Source organism: Streptomyces sp. NPDC040545, from assembly GCF_055595065.1.
Genome location: NZ_JBVIWA010000001.1, coordinates 993001 through 1007790, shown reverse-complemented (window position 1 = coordinate 1007790; position 14790 = coordinate 993001). Strand labels below are relative to the sequence as shown.

11 protein-coding genes are annotated in these 14790 nt (G+C 71.6%); 3 read left to right on the top strand and 8 right to left on the bottom strand.

The genetic code is table 11. The features are described 5' to 3' along the window. Positions 1-22: 22 nt before the first annotated feature. From ilvC to ACZ573_RS04760, 5 genes are all read right to left on the bottom strand, one after another. Positions 23-1024, bottom strand: a complete 1002-nt coding sequence (ilvC, locus tag ACZ573_RS04780; RefSeq protein WP_471298909.1) for a ketol-acid reductoisomerase — start codon at positions 1022-1024, stop codon at positions 23-25. A gap of 128 nt (positions 1025-1152) precedes the next feature. Then, entirely contained in the window at positions 1153-1677 is a 525-nt protein-coding gene (ilvN, locus tag ACZ573_RS04775; protein ID WP_030010002.1) for an acetolactate synthase small subunit, read from the bottom strand. A gap of 31 nt (positions 1678-1708) precedes the next feature. Next, a complete protein-coding gene (locus tag ACZ573_RS04770) occupies positions 1709-3595 on the bottom strand; it encodes an acetolactate synthase large subunit (RefSeq protein WP_266379460.1) in 1887 nt (628 codons plus the stop codon). 204 nt (positions 3596-3799) lie between these two features. Continuing rightward, positions 3800-6706 (bottom strand): EAL domain-containing protein, encoded by a 2907-nt coding sequence (locus tag ACZ573_RS04765; protein ID WP_471298906.1) that lies wholly within the window; start codon positions 6704-6706, stop codon positions 3800-3802. Between the two features lie 289 nt (positions 6707-6995). Beyond that, positions 6996-7943: a 2-hydroxyacid dehydrogenase gene (locus ACZ573_RS04760; RefSeq protein WP_471298903.1), complete on the bottom strand. Its 948-nt coding sequence runs from the start codon at positions 7941-7943 to the stop codon at positions 6996-6998. A gap of 73 nt (positions 7944-8016) precedes the next feature. On the opposite strand from ACZ573_RS04760, the gene ACZ573_RS04755 reads away from it, so the two are divergent. The 3 genes from ACZ573_RS04755 to ACZ573_RS04745 all read left to right on the top strand — a co-directional run bounded on the left by ACZ573_RS04755 (position 8017) and on the right by ACZ573_RS04745 (position 10652). Next, positions 8017-9024, top strand: coding sequence for an aldo/keto reductase (locus ACZ573_RS04755; RefSeq protein WP_471298901.1), 1008 nt, complete (start codon positions 8017-8019; stop codon positions 9022-9024). Between the two features lie 170 nt (positions 9025-9194). Then, positions 9195-10430, top strand: a complete 1236-nt coding sequence (locus ACZ573_RS04750; protein ID WP_471298898.1) for a PQQ-dependent sugar dehydrogenase — start codon at positions 9195-9197, stop codon at positions 10428-10430. Between the two features lie 42 nt (positions 10431-10472). Further along, on the top strand, positions 10473-10652 hold the full coding sequence (locus ACZ573_RS04745) for a DUF6191 domain-containing protein (RefSeq protein ID WP_266353457.1): 180 nt from the start codon (positions 10473-10475) through the stop codon (positions 10650-10652). Here the strand turns inward: ACZ573_RS04745 and ACZ573_RS04740 are convergent. The 3 genes from ACZ573_RS04740 to ACZ573_RS04730 form a co-directional block, all read right to left on the bottom strand. Next, the gene (locus tag ACZ573_RS04740) at positions 10615-13683 is read right to left on the bottom strand and encodes a helix-turn-helix transcriptional regulator (RefSeq protein WP_471299094.1); all 3069 of its coding nucleotides are present in this window, start codon (positions 13681-13683) and stop codon (positions 10615-10617) included. The two genes, ACZ573_RS04745 and ACZ573_RS04740, sit on opposite strands and share 38 nt — an antisense overlap. A gap of 59 nt (positions 13684-13742) precedes the next feature. Then, entirely contained in the window at positions 13743-13982 is a 240-nt protein-coding gene (locus ACZ573_RS04735) for a hypothetical protein (protein ID WP_471298895.1), read from the bottom strand. Between the two features lie 136 nt (positions 13983-14118). Next, on the bottom strand, positions 14119-14703 hold the full coding sequence (locus tag ACZ573_RS04730; RefSeq protein ID WP_471298892.1) for a hypothetical protein: 585 nt from the start codon (positions 14701-14703) through the stop codon (positions 14119-14121). Positions 14704-14790 lie beyond the last annotated feature (87 nt).

Below are 14790 nucleotides of genomic sequence, written 5' to 3'. Positions count from 1 at the left end.
TCCCGGCCCCGCCGTCACGAGATCAGCTCTCGTCGCTGTCGACCCAGCTCATCAGCTTGCGCAGCTTCTTGCCGGTGGTCTCCAGCAGGTGCGCCTCGTCGGCCTTCTTGTACTCGTTGTACTTCGGCAGACCGGCCTTGTACTCGGCCATCCAGGTGTTGGCGAACTCGCCGCTCTGGATCTCCGCGAGGACCTTCTTCATCTCGGCCTTGGTGGCGTCGGTGATGATGCGGGGGCCGGTGATGTAGTCGCCCCACTCGGCGGTCTCGGAGACCGACCAGCGCATCTTCTCCAGGCCGCCCTCGTACATCAGGTCCACGATGAGCTTCAGCTCGTGCAGGCACTCGAAGTACGCGATCTCCGGCTGGTAGCCGGCCTCGGTCAGGGTCTCGAAACCGGCCTTGACCAGGGCGGAGGCGCCACCGCAGAGGACGGCCTGCTCACCGAACAGGTCGGTCTCGGTCTCCTCGGTGAAGGTGGTCTTGATGACGCCGGCGCGGGTGCCGCCGATGCCGGCCGCGTACGAGAGCGCGAGCGCGAAAGCGGAACCGGTGAAGTCCTGCTCGACGGCGGCGATGCACGGAACGCCGCGGCCCTCCTCGTACTGACGGCGGACCAGGTGGCCCGGGCCCTTGGGGGCGACGAGGGCGACGTCCACGTTGGCCGGGGGCTTGATGAAGCCGTAGCGGACGTTGAAGCCGTGGCCGAAGAAGAGCGCGTCGCCCTCCTGGAGGTGCTCCTTGATGGACTCCTCGTAGATCTCGGCCTGCAGCGGGTCCGGGGTGAGGATCATGATGACGTTCGCCCAGGCGGCGGCCTCGGCCACGGGGACGACCTTCAGACCCTGCTCCTCGGCCTTGGCCTTGGACTTCGAGCCCTCCTTCAGACCGACGACGACGTCGACGCCGGAGTCACGGAGCGACAGCGCGTGGGCGTGGCCCTGGCTGCCGTAACCGATGACCGCGACCTTGCGGCCCTGGATGATGGACAGGTCGGCGTCGTTCTCGTAGAACAGCTCGGCCACTGGGATATCTCCTTGGTGCGCTGGTGTTGCTCCCACCGTACGGCGGGGAACGGAATCTGAGTTTCTCGGTCTCGCTATGCGAGCTGAGCGTGTCCCGCCCGGCTCACGTGTCCGCCGGGCCGGGCGGGTCAGGCGCTGCGGTCGAGCGCGCGCAGACTGCGGTCCGTGATGGACCGGCCGCCACGCCCTATGGCGATCGTGCCGGACTGGACGAGCTCCTTGATGCCGAAGGGCTCCAGCATCTTGAGCATCGCGCCGAGCTTGTCGGAGCCGCCGGTGGCCTCGATGGTGACGGCCTCCGGGGAGACGTCGACCGTCTTGGCGCGGAACAGCTGGACGATCTCGACGATCTGCGAACGGGTCTCGTTGTCGGCGCGGACCTTCACCAGGACGAGCTCGCGCTCGATGGCGTTGTGGGACTCCAGCTCGACGATCTTGAGCACGTTGACCAGCTTGTTCAGCTGCTTGGTCACCTGCTCCAGCGGGAGGTCCTCGACGTTGACGACGATGGTGATGCGGGAGATGTCGGGGTGTTCGGTGACACCGACCGCGAGGGAGTCGATGTTGAACCCGCGTCGGGAGAACAGGGCGGCGATCCGGGCGAGGATGCCGGGCGTGTTCTCGACCAGGACGGAGAGCGTGTGCTTGGACATGTGGGGCGTTCTCTCTCTCGGCTCTCTCGGCTCAGTCGTCTTCGTTGTCGCCGAAGTCGGGACGGACGCCCCGGGCTGCCATGACCTCGTCGTTGGAGGTGCCGGCGGCGACCATCGGCCACACCATGGCGTCCTCGTGGACGATGAAGTCGATCACGACGGTACGGTCGTTGATCGCGTTGGCCTCGGCGATGACCTTGTCCAGGTCGGCCGGGTCCTCGCAGCGCAGCGCCACGCAGCCCATGGCCTCCGACAGCTTGACGAAGTCCGGGACGCGCGTGCCCTTGCGGGGCGCGATGGACTCGCCGAGCTGGGAGCCGACCGTGTCGTGACCGGTCTCGTCGGCGTGCAGAACGGTGTTGGAGTACCGCTGGTTGTAGAACAGGGTCTGCCACTGGCGGACCATGCCCAGCGCGCCGTTGTTGATGATCGCGACCTTGATCGGGATGTTGTTCAGGGCGCAGGTGACCAGTTCCTGATTGGTCATCTGGAAGCAGCCGTCGCCGTCGATCGCCCAGACCGTGCGCTCGGGCATGCCGACCTTGGCGCCCATCGCGGCCGGGACCGCGTAGCCCATGGTTCCGGCGCCGCCGGAGTTCAGCCAGGTGCGGGGCTCCTCGTACTTGACGAAGTGCGAGGCCCACATCTGGTGCTGGCCGACGCCGGCCGCGAAGATCGTGCTCTTCGGCGCGAGCGCGCCGATCCGCTCGATGACCTGCTGCGGGGAGAGGCTGCCGTCGGCCGGCAGGTCGTAGCCCAGCGGGTAGGTGTCGCGCCAGCGGCTGAGGTCGTTCCACCAGGCGGTGTAGTCGCCCGCGTTGCCCTCGGTGTGCTCGGCCTGGACGGCCTGGATCAGGTCGGCGATGACCTCGCGGGCGTCTCCGACGATCGGGACGTCGACCGCACGGTTCTTGCCGATCTCGGCGGGGTCGATGTCCGCGTGGATGATCTTGGCGAAGGGGGCGAAGCTGTCCAGCTTGCCGGTGACGCGGTCGTCGAAGCGGGTGCCGAGGGCGATCAGCAGGTCCGACTTCTGCAGCGCGGTGACGCCGGTGACGGAGCCGTGCATGCCCGGCATGCCGACGTGCAGCGGGTGGCTGTCGGGGAAGGAGCCCAGCGCCATCAGGGTGGTGCAGACGGGGACGCCGGTCAGCTCGGCGAGGACCTTCAGCTCGGCGGTCGCGCCGGACTTCATGACACCGCCGCCGACGTACAGGACCGGGCGCTTGGCCTGGCAGATGAGCTTGGCGGCCTCGCGGATCTGCTTGGCGTGCGGCTTGGTGACCGGCCGGTAACCAGGGAGGTCCTGGGTGGGCGGCCACGAGAAGGTGGTCTTCGCCTGCAGGGCGTCCTTGGCGATGTCGACCAGGACCGGGCCCGGACGGCCGGTGGCCGCGATGTGGAACGCCTCGGCGATCGTCCGCGGGATGTCCTCGGCCTTGGTGACCAGGAAGTTGTGCTTGGTGATCGGCATCGTGATGCCGACGATGTCCGCCTCCTGGAAGGCGTCGGTGCCGATGGCCTTGGAGGAGACCTGACCGGTGATCGCGACGAGCGGGACGGAGTCCATGTGCGCGTCGGCGATCGGGGTGACGAGGTTGGTGGCGCCCGGGCCGGACGTGGCCATACAGACGCCGACCTTGCCGGTGGCCTGCGCGTAGCCGGTGGCGGCGTGGCCGGCCCCCTGCTCGTGGCGGACCAGGATGTGACGGACCTTCTTCGAGTCCATCATCGGGTCGTACGCGGGGAGGATGGCGCCGCCCGGAATACCGAAGACGGTGTCGCACCCCACCTCTTCGAGAGAGCGGATGAGGGACTGCGCACCCGTGACGTGCTCAACTGCGGCGGACTGCTGTCCGCCGGAACGGGGCCGCGGCTGCGGATGGTGGGCCCCGGTGGCCTGCTCGGTCATCGGCATTCTCTTCTCGAAGCTGAGGGTTTTACGCGGATTCGACTCTGTGCCAGTGCAACAAAAAACCCCTCGTGCCAGAAGGCAAGCGAGGGGAGCGCGTCGGGGGTGTTGAGCGGGGACATGCAGGTCCCAGCTTCAGCCGACGCGCTTTCCAAGTACGAGAATTCGGGTGCGCATGGCATTGACCCTCCCTCTGGCGGGAGGGTGATGTCAAGTAGGTGGGACGGGCGTCTCATTATGTGAGCCTCTACGGATGGCCATCGATCCCCCGGGGGAACCGCCGGCCAGTGCTGGCTGGGCCGCTCCGCCCGGTACTGGGAACGTACCGCGCACCAGCGCACGGCGCAGCCTGTACTCGTCGAGCGGGCCGGAAAAGGCCATTCCCTGGCCGTGCGTGCACCCCATCGCGCGCAGCGCCAGGACCTGCTCGGGCAGGTCCACCCCGTCCGCCACCGACCGCATGCCCAGGTCGTTTGCGATCCGCAAGAGACCGGCCGTGATCTTGTGCAGCCGGGCGGACTCGACCACTCCCTCGACCAGGCCGCGGTCCAGCTTGAGCATGTCCACGGGGAGGCGGCGCAGGGCACTGATGGCCGCGTAGCCGCTGCCGAAGCCGTCCAGGGAGATACCCACCCCGAGTCGGTGCAGGGCGGTCAGACGGCGCTCCAGGTCGTCGAAAGGCACTCTGGGGTCGGATACGGCGAGCTCCAGCACCAGGGCCCCGGACGGCAGCCCGTGCCGGGTCAGCAGGGCCTCCACGGAGCCGAGCGGCATGGACCGGTCCAGGAGCCGCTGGGCGGTCATCCGCACGGCCACGGGTACGTCGTGCCCGGCCCGGTGCCGGTCGGCGGCCTGCTCCACGGCCTCCTCCAGCAGCCAGCGGCCCAGCTCGGCGGTGCGCGAGGCGTCGTGTCCGGGTCCGCCGGGTCCGCCGGGTCCGCCGGCCCCACCGGCACCGCCCTCGCTGTACTCGGCGACCCGGAGGAACTCCGCCGGGGTGAAGAGGATCCCCTGGGCGGAGCGCCAGCGGGCGTGCGCGGCGACGGCCGACACCTCACCGGTGGCCAGCGAGACCACGGGCTGGTGCAGCAGGGCGAACTCGCCCTCGTGCAGTGCCGTCCGCAGCCGGCCGGCCAGCTCGGCCTTGCGTACGACTTCGGCCTGCATCTGGGGGGCGTACATCTCGACGCGGTCCTTGCCGCCGGCCTTGGCCCGGTACATCGCGAGATCCGCGTTGCGCATCAGGTCCGAAGGGGTGATGCCGGGGTCGGCGAAGGCCGCCCCGATGCTCGCGGCGACCCGGACCTCGCTGCCGCCGATCCGGTACGGCTGGGAGAGGGTGGTGCGCAGCCGGTCGGCGATCTCGCGCACCTGGTACTCGCGGGCGCCGGGGTCGCGGTTGCCGTCGCCCAGGATCAGCGCGGCGAACTCGTCGCCGCCGAGGCGGGCCGCGGTGTCCCCGGCCCGGACCGAGTCCTGCAGCCTGCGCGCGGCTTCGACGAGCAGTTCGTCGCCGGCCTGGTGGCCGATGGTGTCGTTGACCGCCTTGAAGCCGTCGAGGTCGATGAAGAGCACGGCGGTGCTGTGGTCGCCCGCGCGCCGGCCGGTCAGGGCCTGGCGCACGCGCCGGGTGAACAGGGCCCGGTTGGGCAGGTCGGTCAGCGGATCGTGTTCGGCGCTGTGCTGGAGCTGGGCCTGGAGCCGGACCCGCTCGGTGACGTCCCGGCTGTTGAGGATGAGCCCGCCCTGGTGGCGGTTGACGGTGGACTCCACGTTGAGCCACTCGCCACCGCCCGATTTGAAGCGGCACTCGATGCGGGTGGTGGGCTCCTCGGTCGGCGGTGCGGCGAGGAAGCGGCGTACCTCGTGGACCACCCGGCCGAGGTCGTCGGGGTGGATCAGGGTGGCGAGCTCGGTGCCGACCAGCTCCTCCGCCTCACGGCCGTAGACCCCGGCGGCCGCGGGGCTGACGTAGCGCAGGGTTCCGGTGGGCGCGGCGATCATGATGACGTCGCTGGATCCCTGGACCAGGGAGCGGAAGTGGTTCTCTTTCTGGGCCAGTTCCTGGGTCAGCGCGATGTTGTCGAGGAGCATGATGCCCTGCCGGATGACGAGGGCGAGCACGACCGTGCAGCCGGTGAAGACGACCATCCGGTCCACCTTCCGGCCGTCCACGACGTTGTACAGGATTCCGAGGGTGCACACGGCGGCCGCGAGGTACGGGGTGAGGGCGGGCAGCGAGCCGGTGATCGGGCGGCTGTGCGCCCGGTCCGCGCGCGGGCGCACAGCCGGCTCCGGGCCCGGGTGGAGGCGCCGGGCGCCCCAGGGCGCGTACGCGAGGAGCAGCGAGCCCGCGAACCAGCCGGCGTCGAGCAGCTGTCCGGACTGGTACTCGGCGCTCAGCAGGGGCGAGGTGAACAGGGCGTCGCTGAGCACGGTCAGGGCCAGCGCCGCGATGGCGGTGTTGACGGCGGAGCGGTTGGTCTCGCTGCGCCGGAAGTGCAGGACCAGGACCATCGAGACGAGCGCGATGTCCAGGAGCGGGTAGGCGAGGGAGAGCGCCGCACGCGGGACGCTGCCGGGGGCGCCGGACTGGGCGGTCCGCGCCGCGTGGGCCAGGGCCAGGCTCCAGGAGAGCGTGAGCAGGGAGCCGCCGATGAGCCAGGAGTCGAGCCCGAGGCACACCCAGCCGGCGCGGGTGACCGGGCGCTTGGCGAGGACGAGCAGGCCCACGATGGCGGGCGGGGCGAAGCAGAGGAAGGCGAAGTCGGCGAGCGAGGGTTTCGGCACTTCCTCGCCCAGGATCACCTCGTACCAGCCCCACACGGCGTTGCCGCTTGCGCCCATCAGGGAGGAGAAGGCGAAGAGCAGCCAGGCGGGGCGTTCGCGGCTGTCGATCGCCCTCGCGTAGGAGTAGCAGGAGACCGCGGCGAGTAAGCCGGCCGCGCTGAGCCCGAAGTCGCCCATGATCTCCGCGACTTCCTCCGAGCCCCAGTTGAGAGCGGCGCCGACGGCGTACCCGCCGCTGACCACCGCGAGGAGCAGCTGCATCGCCAGGCCCTTGCCTCCGCCCGAGACGGACGGCCGGTTCAGGAGCGCCGCCCCCGGGGGACTCACCGGTCCCCCTCGCCGACTGGTTCCGGTGCAGCCCAGTCTCGGCAGCGTCGCCTCCGGCGGCTGTGCCGCGTCGGATCCTTCGTCCATTGGCCGTGCATCGCCCGTCGCCCCCCAAAGTGTCCGATCACTCCCCAGCGCCAGACGTTCGTGGCGCAGCCCCTTCTTCCGGACGATACACCACTTTCGTCACTCAGGGACATAGTCTCTCTACTCTCCGTTACCGATCGGGGAGTTGCGCACACTCAGAGCATTCGAGTGACTGCGGAGCGTATGCATCACCCGTCACGCGTCACTCGGTGATCAACACCGTGTGCTCCACCGGCTCACCGGCGGCGAACCGGGTGAGCTGGCGGGCCAGCAGGCGCTTGGCCCTCGGCTCGAACGCCGAGCTGCTGCCGCCCACATGAGGGGTGATCAGGACATTCGGAGCATGCCAGAGCGGGTGGCCCGCGGGCAGCGGTTCCGGGTCGGTGACGTCGAGTGCCGCGCGCAGCCGGCCCGACTCCACTTCCGCCAGCAGGGACTTGGTGTCGACGACGGGACCGCGCGCCACGTTCACCAGCAGGGCGCCGTCCTTCATCCGGCCGAGGAAGTCGGCGCCGACCAGCCCCCGGGTGGCGTCGGTCAGCGGTGTCACGAGGATCACCACGTCCGCCCGGGGCAGCAGCCCGGGCAGGTCGGCCAGGGTGTGCACGGGCCCGCGTGCGCAGGCCCGCGCCGTACGCGCCACCCGTGCCACCGGGCCGCATTCGAAGGCCACGAGGCGGTCCTCGACGGCGGAGCCGATCGATCCGTAGCCGATGATCAGAACCGACTTGTCGGCGAGGGCGTCGTAGAACCCGGAACGCCACTCCTCGCGGTCCTGGCCGCGGACCATGCCGGGGATGCCGCGCAGGGAGGCGAGGGTCAGCGTGAGGGCGAGTTCGGCGGTGCTGGCCGTGTGGACCCCGACGGCGTTGCACAGCCGTACGCCGGGGCGCAGGTCGCCGAGGCGGCCCAGCACGTCGTCGATGCCGGCGGTCAGGGTCTGGACGACCTGGACCGCGGACATCGCCGCCAGCGGGCGCACGGTGACCTCGGGGGACTTCATGTAGGGCGTCACGTAGAAGACGCAGTCGGCCGGATCGGCCGGGAACGCGTCCTCGCCGTCCCAGAGGCGGTACCGGAAGGAGTCGGGGAGGCCCTCGATCTCCTCGGCAGGGAACGGGAGCCAGACATCCGGGGTCATTGCAGTCATGATCACGAGGCTATGCCAAGGCATACGGATCAAGCCGTTAGTTTGAGGTCCGGAGCCGGAGGGGGACGCAGGGGTGGAGCGCAGGTCGATCGGGGCGGGGGCGCTGACGGTGGGCGCCGTCGGCCTCGGCTGTATGCCGATGAGCTGGGCGTACGCGCCTTCGCGGCGGCGGGGGCAGGAGTCGCTGGCCGCCGTGCACACGGCGCTGGACCTGGGGTCGAACCTGCTGGACACGGCCGACGTGTACGGGCCGTTCACCAACGAGCTGCTGCTCGGACGGGTGCTGCGGGAGCGGCGGTCCGAGGCGTTCGTCTCGGCCAAGGTGGGACTGCGGGCGGGTGACCAGCACGTGGTCGCCGACGGGCGGCCCGGCTACCTGCGGCGGGCCTGCGACGCCTCGCTGCGGCGGCTGCGGACCGATGTCATAGACCTCTACCAGCTGCACCGGGTGGATCCGGACGTGCCCGTGGAGGAGACCTGGGGAGCCATGGCCGAGCTGGTGGGGGCGGGCAAGGTGCGCGCGCTCGGGTACTGCGCGCTGGGCGCCGGGGCCGGTCCCGGGGCCGGGCGGAGCGGGGACCGGGCGTACCGGACGACCTTGCGGCACCTGGAGCGGCTGCAGCAGGTGTTCCCGGTGAGCGCGGTGCAGGCGGAGCTGTCGGTGTGGTCGCCGCAGGCGGCGTGGCAGCTGCTGCCGTGGTGCGCGGCGCGCGGAGTGGGGTTCCTGGCGGCGATGCCGCTGGGCAGCGGGTTCCTCACGGGGACCCTCACGCCGGGCGAGGGGTTCGAGCCGCAGGACGTGCGGGCCCGGCACCCGCGGTTCACGGCGGAGGCGATGGCGGCGAACCAGGTGCTGCTGGCGGGGCTGCGGCAGGTGGCCCGGCGGCACGGCCCCGAGGTCACGGTCGCGCAGGTGGCCCTGGCGTGGGTGCTGGCGCAGGGGCCGCAGGTGGTGCCGGTGCCGGGGGCCGACCGGGCGCCGTGGGCGGCGGAGAACGCGCGGGCGGCGGAGGTCCGGCTCTCGGCCGGGGACCTGGCCGAGATCGCGGCCCTTCCGGTCGAGGTGGGAGCCTGGGACTGATCCGGCACCGGCGCGGGACGGGGCGGGGTCGATGCGGGGTCCATCCGGGGCGGTCCGGGCGCGGCTCGACAACCACTCGATCGAGTGTACGAGTGATGGAACTTCGGGAACTGCCGGAGCTGTTGAGAGGGATGAAGGGCAGGATCGGAGGACCGGAAGGGAGCAGGGCGATGCGATACGGAAGTTCTCCCGGGCAGGCGGGATCCGACGGCGCGGGCGGGCGGCGCCGGGGTGTGCTGGCGGCGCTCGCACTGGCCGGCTGCGGCGCTCTGCTGGCGGCGGGGTGCTCGCCGGAGGGCGCACCGGGCGCGGGGTCGGACGGCTCCCCACCGAGCGCGGCCCCCGGGGGCTCCGGGTCGCCGGGGCCGTCGGGGAGACCGTCCGTGTCGCCGGAAGCCACCGGCCCACCGGCGAAGGGAACCGTGACGGTGACCGGCGAGGTGGCCAAGGGGCTGGAGTCGCCGTGGGGCGTGGCCCCGCTGCCGGGCGGGGATCTGCTGGTGGCCTCGCGGGACAAGGGGACGATCAGCAGGGTCGCGACGGGTTCGGGCGCGGTGACCCAGATCGGCAAGGTACCGGGGGTGGCTCCGGGCGGGGAGGGCGGGCTCATGGGCCTCGCGCTGTCGCCCACCTTCGCGTCGGACCGGCTGGTCTACGTGTACTTCACGACCGAGTCCGACAACCGCATCGCCCGGCTGCGGTACGACGAACAGAGACCGGCCGGGCAGCAACTGGGCGCTCCGGACACGGTGTTCCGGGGGATTCCCAAGGGCCTCATCCACAACGGCGGCCGGATCGCCTTCGGCCCGGACAAGATGCTCTATGCCGGGACGGGCGAGACCGGTGACACCGGGCTCGCGCAGGACAAGAACTCACTGGGCGGCAAGATCCTGCGGATGACCCCGGACGGGGATCCGGTCCACGGCAATCCGGAGGCGGATTCCGTCGTCTACTCCTATGGGCACCGCAACGTGCAGGGCCTCGCCTGGGACAAGGACAAACGGCTGTGGGCGGCCGAGTTCGGCCAGAACACCTGGGACGAGCTGAATCTGATCGAGCCCGGCGCCAACTACGGGTGGCCCGAGGCCGAGGGGAAGGCGGGAAAGCCCGGATTCCGGGATCCGGTGGCGGTATGGAAGACGGACGAGGCCTCGCCGAGCGGGATCGCGTGGGCGGAGGGTTCGGTGTGGATGGCCGGGCTGAAGGGCAAGCGGCTGTGGCGGATCCCGCTGGCCGGGACGCAGCTGGTGGCGGAGCCCGAGCCTTTCCTGGAGGGCGAGTACGGGCGGCTGCGGACGGTGGTGCCGCTCGGCGGGGACCGCATGCTGCTGGTCACCAGCGAGACGGACGGACGCGGGTCCCCGGAAGCGGGCGACGACAGGATCCTGACCCTGACGGTGCGATGACCGGCAAGTCCCTGGTGGGGGACGGAAGGTGCGGTGGGCACGGTGTTCAACATGATCGAGGAGCTGTTCAACCCGGGACGCAAGCACACGGACGAGGAGAAGAAGCGGCTGGAGCTGTCCCGGACCGACGTCAATGACAACGATCCGGGACGGGGTCCGATAGACCTCGACTCCGGCAAGGTGCTCATACGCCTGGACGAGCAGCCTCCGGACGGGGGCTGACCGGGACGGGCGCGGCGAAGAGACGCAGCCGGTGGGCGAGGGCGGCCGCCTCGCCGCGGCCGGCGACGCCCAGCTTCGCCAGGATGTTCGAGACGTGCACGCTCGCCGTCTTCGGCGAGATGAAGAGCTCCTCGGCGATCTTCCGGTTGGTGCTGCCGGCCGCCACCAGGCGCAGTACGTCCCGCTCGCGGCTGGTCAGCCCGAGCGCCTCGGCCGGGTCGGTCTCCGGGACCGGCGGGGCGGCGGCGCTGTCGGCGCCGGTCAGCGGGAGGCGGGCGCGCTGGGCCAGCAGGGCCAGGTCCTCGCGCAGCGTGCGTGAGCCGATCCGCTCGGCGGTGGCGTAGGCCTCGCGGAGCAGGGTGGCCGCGGGCTCCCGGTCACCGGCGGCCAGCAGGGCCTCCGCGAGCCGGTGGCAGGCCCTGGCCAGCAGGTACGGGCGCTCCAGCGGGCGGACGGCTTTCTCGACGGCGGTCCAGTCGGCGAGGGTGTCCCGGGCCTCGGCCCGGCGCAGCTCGGCCCGGACGTACTCGGCGTAGGCGGTCCACACCGGGACCGGGGTGGCGAGGGAGCGGGCGGCGGTGCGCAGCACGTCCAGGGCCGCGTCCCGGCCGGCCTCGGCGGCCGGGAGTCCCCGGGCGTCCGCCTCCGCGGTGGCGGCGGCGAGCAGCAGCGGCCAGGCGTAGCGGTGCTGCCCGAGCGGGAATCCGCAGGCGGCGGCAGCGGACGTCTCGGCGCGCACGTCGGCGAGCCGGCCCTCGGCCGCGGCCACGCCGATCGCCAGGCGGTAGAGCGGGATCCGGTGCTGGGGCTGGGGCTGGGTCTCGTGGTTGCCGAAGTGGGCGTGGGCGGCGGCCAGCTGGTGGGCGGCCTCGGTCAACTCGCCGCGGGCCAGGGCCAGGTAGGCCAGTCGTGCGGAGGCGGATCCGCGCGGGGCCGCGCTCTGGCCGACCAGCAGGGTGCGCCGGGCCGCCTCGGCGGCCTCGTCCCAGCGGCCGAGGCTGTAAAGACTCTCGGCCTTGTTCCCGCAGACCCAGGCCTCGCTGTCCATGAGCCGGGATCTGCGGACCAGTTCGGCCCCTTGTTCGGCCAGTTCCACGGCTTCGCGGGACCGGCCCAGGCTTTCCAACTGAGAGGTGAGATTGATATGAGCACGCCCTGCCAGCATGGTGAGCCCGAGTTTCGTGGCCCGTTCCCGGACCGCGTGCATCTCGGCGAGACCGCCCGGAGCGTCCCCGGAGTCGGTGAGCAGAGCTCCGACCGTGATCCGGGCGTTGAGCTCGGTCTCCTCGGCGCCGACCATCCGCGCGTACTCGACGGCGCGTTCGGCGGCGGCGAGGTTGCCGGGGCCCGGCTTGTGGAGCATTCCCCAGCTCGCGGCCCGGACCAGGACCTCGGCATGCACCTGGGACGGGGGCAGCCCCCGGACGAGGTCCTGCGCCCTGGCGATCTCCTCCCAGCCGTCGCCGCGCCCGAGGCCGGCGATCAGCCGGGAGCGCTCGGTCCAGAACCAGGCGGCCCGCAGCGGGTCGTTGTCGTCCTCCAGCAGGCGCAGCGCCGTCTTCGTGATCTTCAGGGCGCGGTCGCGCTCGCCGCCGTAGCGCGCCGCCACGGTGGCCTCGGCCAGCAGGTCGAGCCGCTGGAGCGCGGTGGTGGCCGGGTCGCAGCCGCACGGAGGGTACACCTCGGTGTAGTCCGCCGGGCGGAGCGCCTCGCGGACGTCCTCCGGGGCGCTGTCCCACAGGTCCATGGCCCGTTCCAGCAGGCGCAGTTGCTCCGAGTAGGCGTGCCGGCGGCGGGCCGCCACGGAGGCGGCCAGTACGGCGGGCAGCGCCTTGGCGGGGTCGTTCGCGTGGTACCAGTAGCTGGCCAGCCGGATGACCCGCTCCTCGGCCCGGACCAGCGACCCGTCGGCCTCCATGGCCTCGGCGTAGCGGCGGTTGACGCGGGCCCGCTCCCCGGGCAGCAGGTCGTCGCTGACGGCCTCGCGGACCAGGGAGTGCCGGAAGCGGTAGCCGTCGCCGTCGGGGGTGGCGAGCAGGATGTTGGCCCCGACGGCGGCTCTCAGTGCCTCGATCAGCTCGTCCTCGGTGAGCCCGGCGACGGCGTGCAGCAGCGGGTACTCCACGGTGGAGCCGCCTTCGGCGACGATGCGGACCAACCGCTGGGTCTCGTCGGGGAGCACCTCGACACGGACGAGGAGCAGGTCGCGCAGGGATTCGGTGAGCCCGGTGCGGCAGCCGCTCGCCTTGGAGGCGACGAGTTCCTCGACGAAGAAGGCGTTGCCGTCCGACCGGTCGAAGACGGAGTCCACGAAGTCCTCGTCGGGCTGCGCGGCGAGGATGCCGGCGAGCTGGCGGCGTACCTCGGCCCGGTTGAAGCGGGACAGTTCGATGCGCTGGACGGTGCGGAGCCGGTCGAGTTCGGCGAGGAGCGGGCGCAGCGGGTGACGCCGGTGCACGTCGTCCGCGCGGTAGGTGGCGACGATGACGAGGCGGCCGCTGGTGAGGGTGCGGAAGAGGTAGGAGAGCAGGTGCCGGGTGGAGGTGTCCGCCCAGTGCAGGTCCTCCAGGACCAGGACAACGGTGCGGTCGGCGGCGAGGCGCTCCAGCATCCGGGCCGTCAGTTCGAAGAGCCGGGCGGTGCTCTCCTCGTCGTGCGGGCCGCGCGGGGTGTCGCCGAGTTCGGGGAGGATGCGGGCGAGTTCGTCCTCCTGTCCGGCGGCAGCGGCGGCCAGTTCCCCGGGCAGCAGCCGGTGCAGGGTGCGCAGGGCCGTCGAGAACGGGGCGAAGGGAAGGCCCTCCGCCCCGATCTCCACACAGCCTCCGACGGCGACGACGGAGCCGCGGCGGTCCGCCTCGCAGAGGAACTCCTCGGTGAGGCGGGTCTTGCCGACTCCAGCCTCTCCCCCGATGAGCATCGCCTGCGGTTCCTGCCCGGCGGCCCGGGTCAGTGCGTCGGTGAGTACGGCCAGTTCATCGGCTCGGCCGACGAACACCGGGCTGACAGATCTGGTCTCCACGCCGCCGAGCATCGCACAGACGTCCTGCCCGGCGGCACTCGCGGCCGGTGCGCTTCTCATCACCTGTCAGTTCACGCGGTGCGCGGCGCGGAGCACGCCGTGCGGGCCAAGCGGGCCGAGCGGGAGAACCGGCTCCGGAACGTTTTCACCCGCTTTCGGTGTTCCTGGTCCGGCGAGGAGGCACGGTGCGCCTGCCCCGCCGCCCGGGCCGTGCGGTACTCGGCCGCCTCACGGAGGAGGTCGGCGCTGCGGACTGCGTTGGCGATCTCGTACTCGTACATCTCTGCTCCCTGGTCGCGTTGCTCGGGCACCTCATTCGGTGTGATCCAAGATTCGCGCCCCAGGGGGTACCGGCACATCGGTCGCATGCCGCATCTGCCGGGGGCAGGGGGCCTTAGTCCGGGACCGGGGAGCTCCGGGCCGGTCCGTGAGGACCTAAGGCACCGCCTAGACGCCGGCTCCGGCCGCCTTGGGAACGGCGAGGAGGAGGTCGAAGTACATGAGGACGAAGAGCAGTACGCCTAGGGCGCCCAGTCCGACGCCCGCCCAGGAGACCGACCGTACCCAGGTGGGGAGGGTGCGCTCGGGGCTGCTGAAGGCGGGTAGGGCCAGCACGAAGATGGCGATGATCAGGGCGAGGGCGGAGAAGATGCCGTTCACCATCGCGGTGGTGTGCCACGGGTCGACGAACTGGGCGGCGATCTGCGCGTTGGCGTCGGCGGCCTGGGTCAGCTCCAGCCGGGCGGCGATGCTGGCGCGCTCGGACACGATGCCCGCGATCCAGCTGCCGCTGAGGGCGACGGCGCCGAGACCCGCGGCGATGATCGCGAAGGCCGCGGAGCCGACGTGGCTCGGCTCCCTGTCCTCGGCCAGGTCCTCGGCGAACGCCTCGTCGTCCAGGTCCGCGTCGGTGACCTCGTCGGTGACCGCGGAGTCGGCTTCGGCCGGCTGGGGGGTCTCGGCCTTTTCGAGGTCGGCCGGGGTGGCGTCCGCCTCGGCGGCGTTCGGGGCGGGGGTCTTCGTGGTGTCCATGCGGGGCACCGTAGGCGCCCTGTCTGAGAGTTTTCTGAGAATCCTCGGGTTCCGGCCACGGTGGGCTCCGCGGTCGGCGGAGGCCCT

What these genes read in the sequence shown, in the direction of transcription:
- ilvN (WP_030010002.1), bottom strand. Translation starts at nt 1,677, where the DNA reads ATGTCCAAGCACACGCTCTCCGTCCTGGTCGAGAACACGCCCGGCATC.
- ACZ573_RS04770 (WP_266379460.1), bottom strand. Translation starts at nt 3,595, where the DNA reads ATGCCGATGACCGAGCAGGCCACCGGGGCCCACCATCCGCAGCCGCGG.
- ACZ573_RS04760 (WP_471298903.1), bottom strand. Translation starts at nt 7,943, where the DNA reads ATGACTGCAATGACCCCGGATGTCTGGCTCCCGTTCCCTGCCGAGGAG.
- ACZ573_RS04750 (WP_471298898.1), top strand. Translation starts at nt 9,195, where the DNA reads ATGCGATACGGAAGTTCTCCCGGGCAGGCGGGATCCGACGGCGCGGGC.
- ACZ573_RS04740 (WP_471299094.1), bottom strand. Translation starts at nt 13,683, where the DNA reads ATGCTCGGCGGCGTGGAGACCAGATCTGTCAGCCCGGTGTTCGTCGGC.
- ACZ573_RS04730 (WP_471298892.1), bottom strand. Translation starts at nt 14,703, where the DNA reads ATGGACACCACGAAGACCCCCGCCCCGAACGCCGCCGAGGCGGACGCC.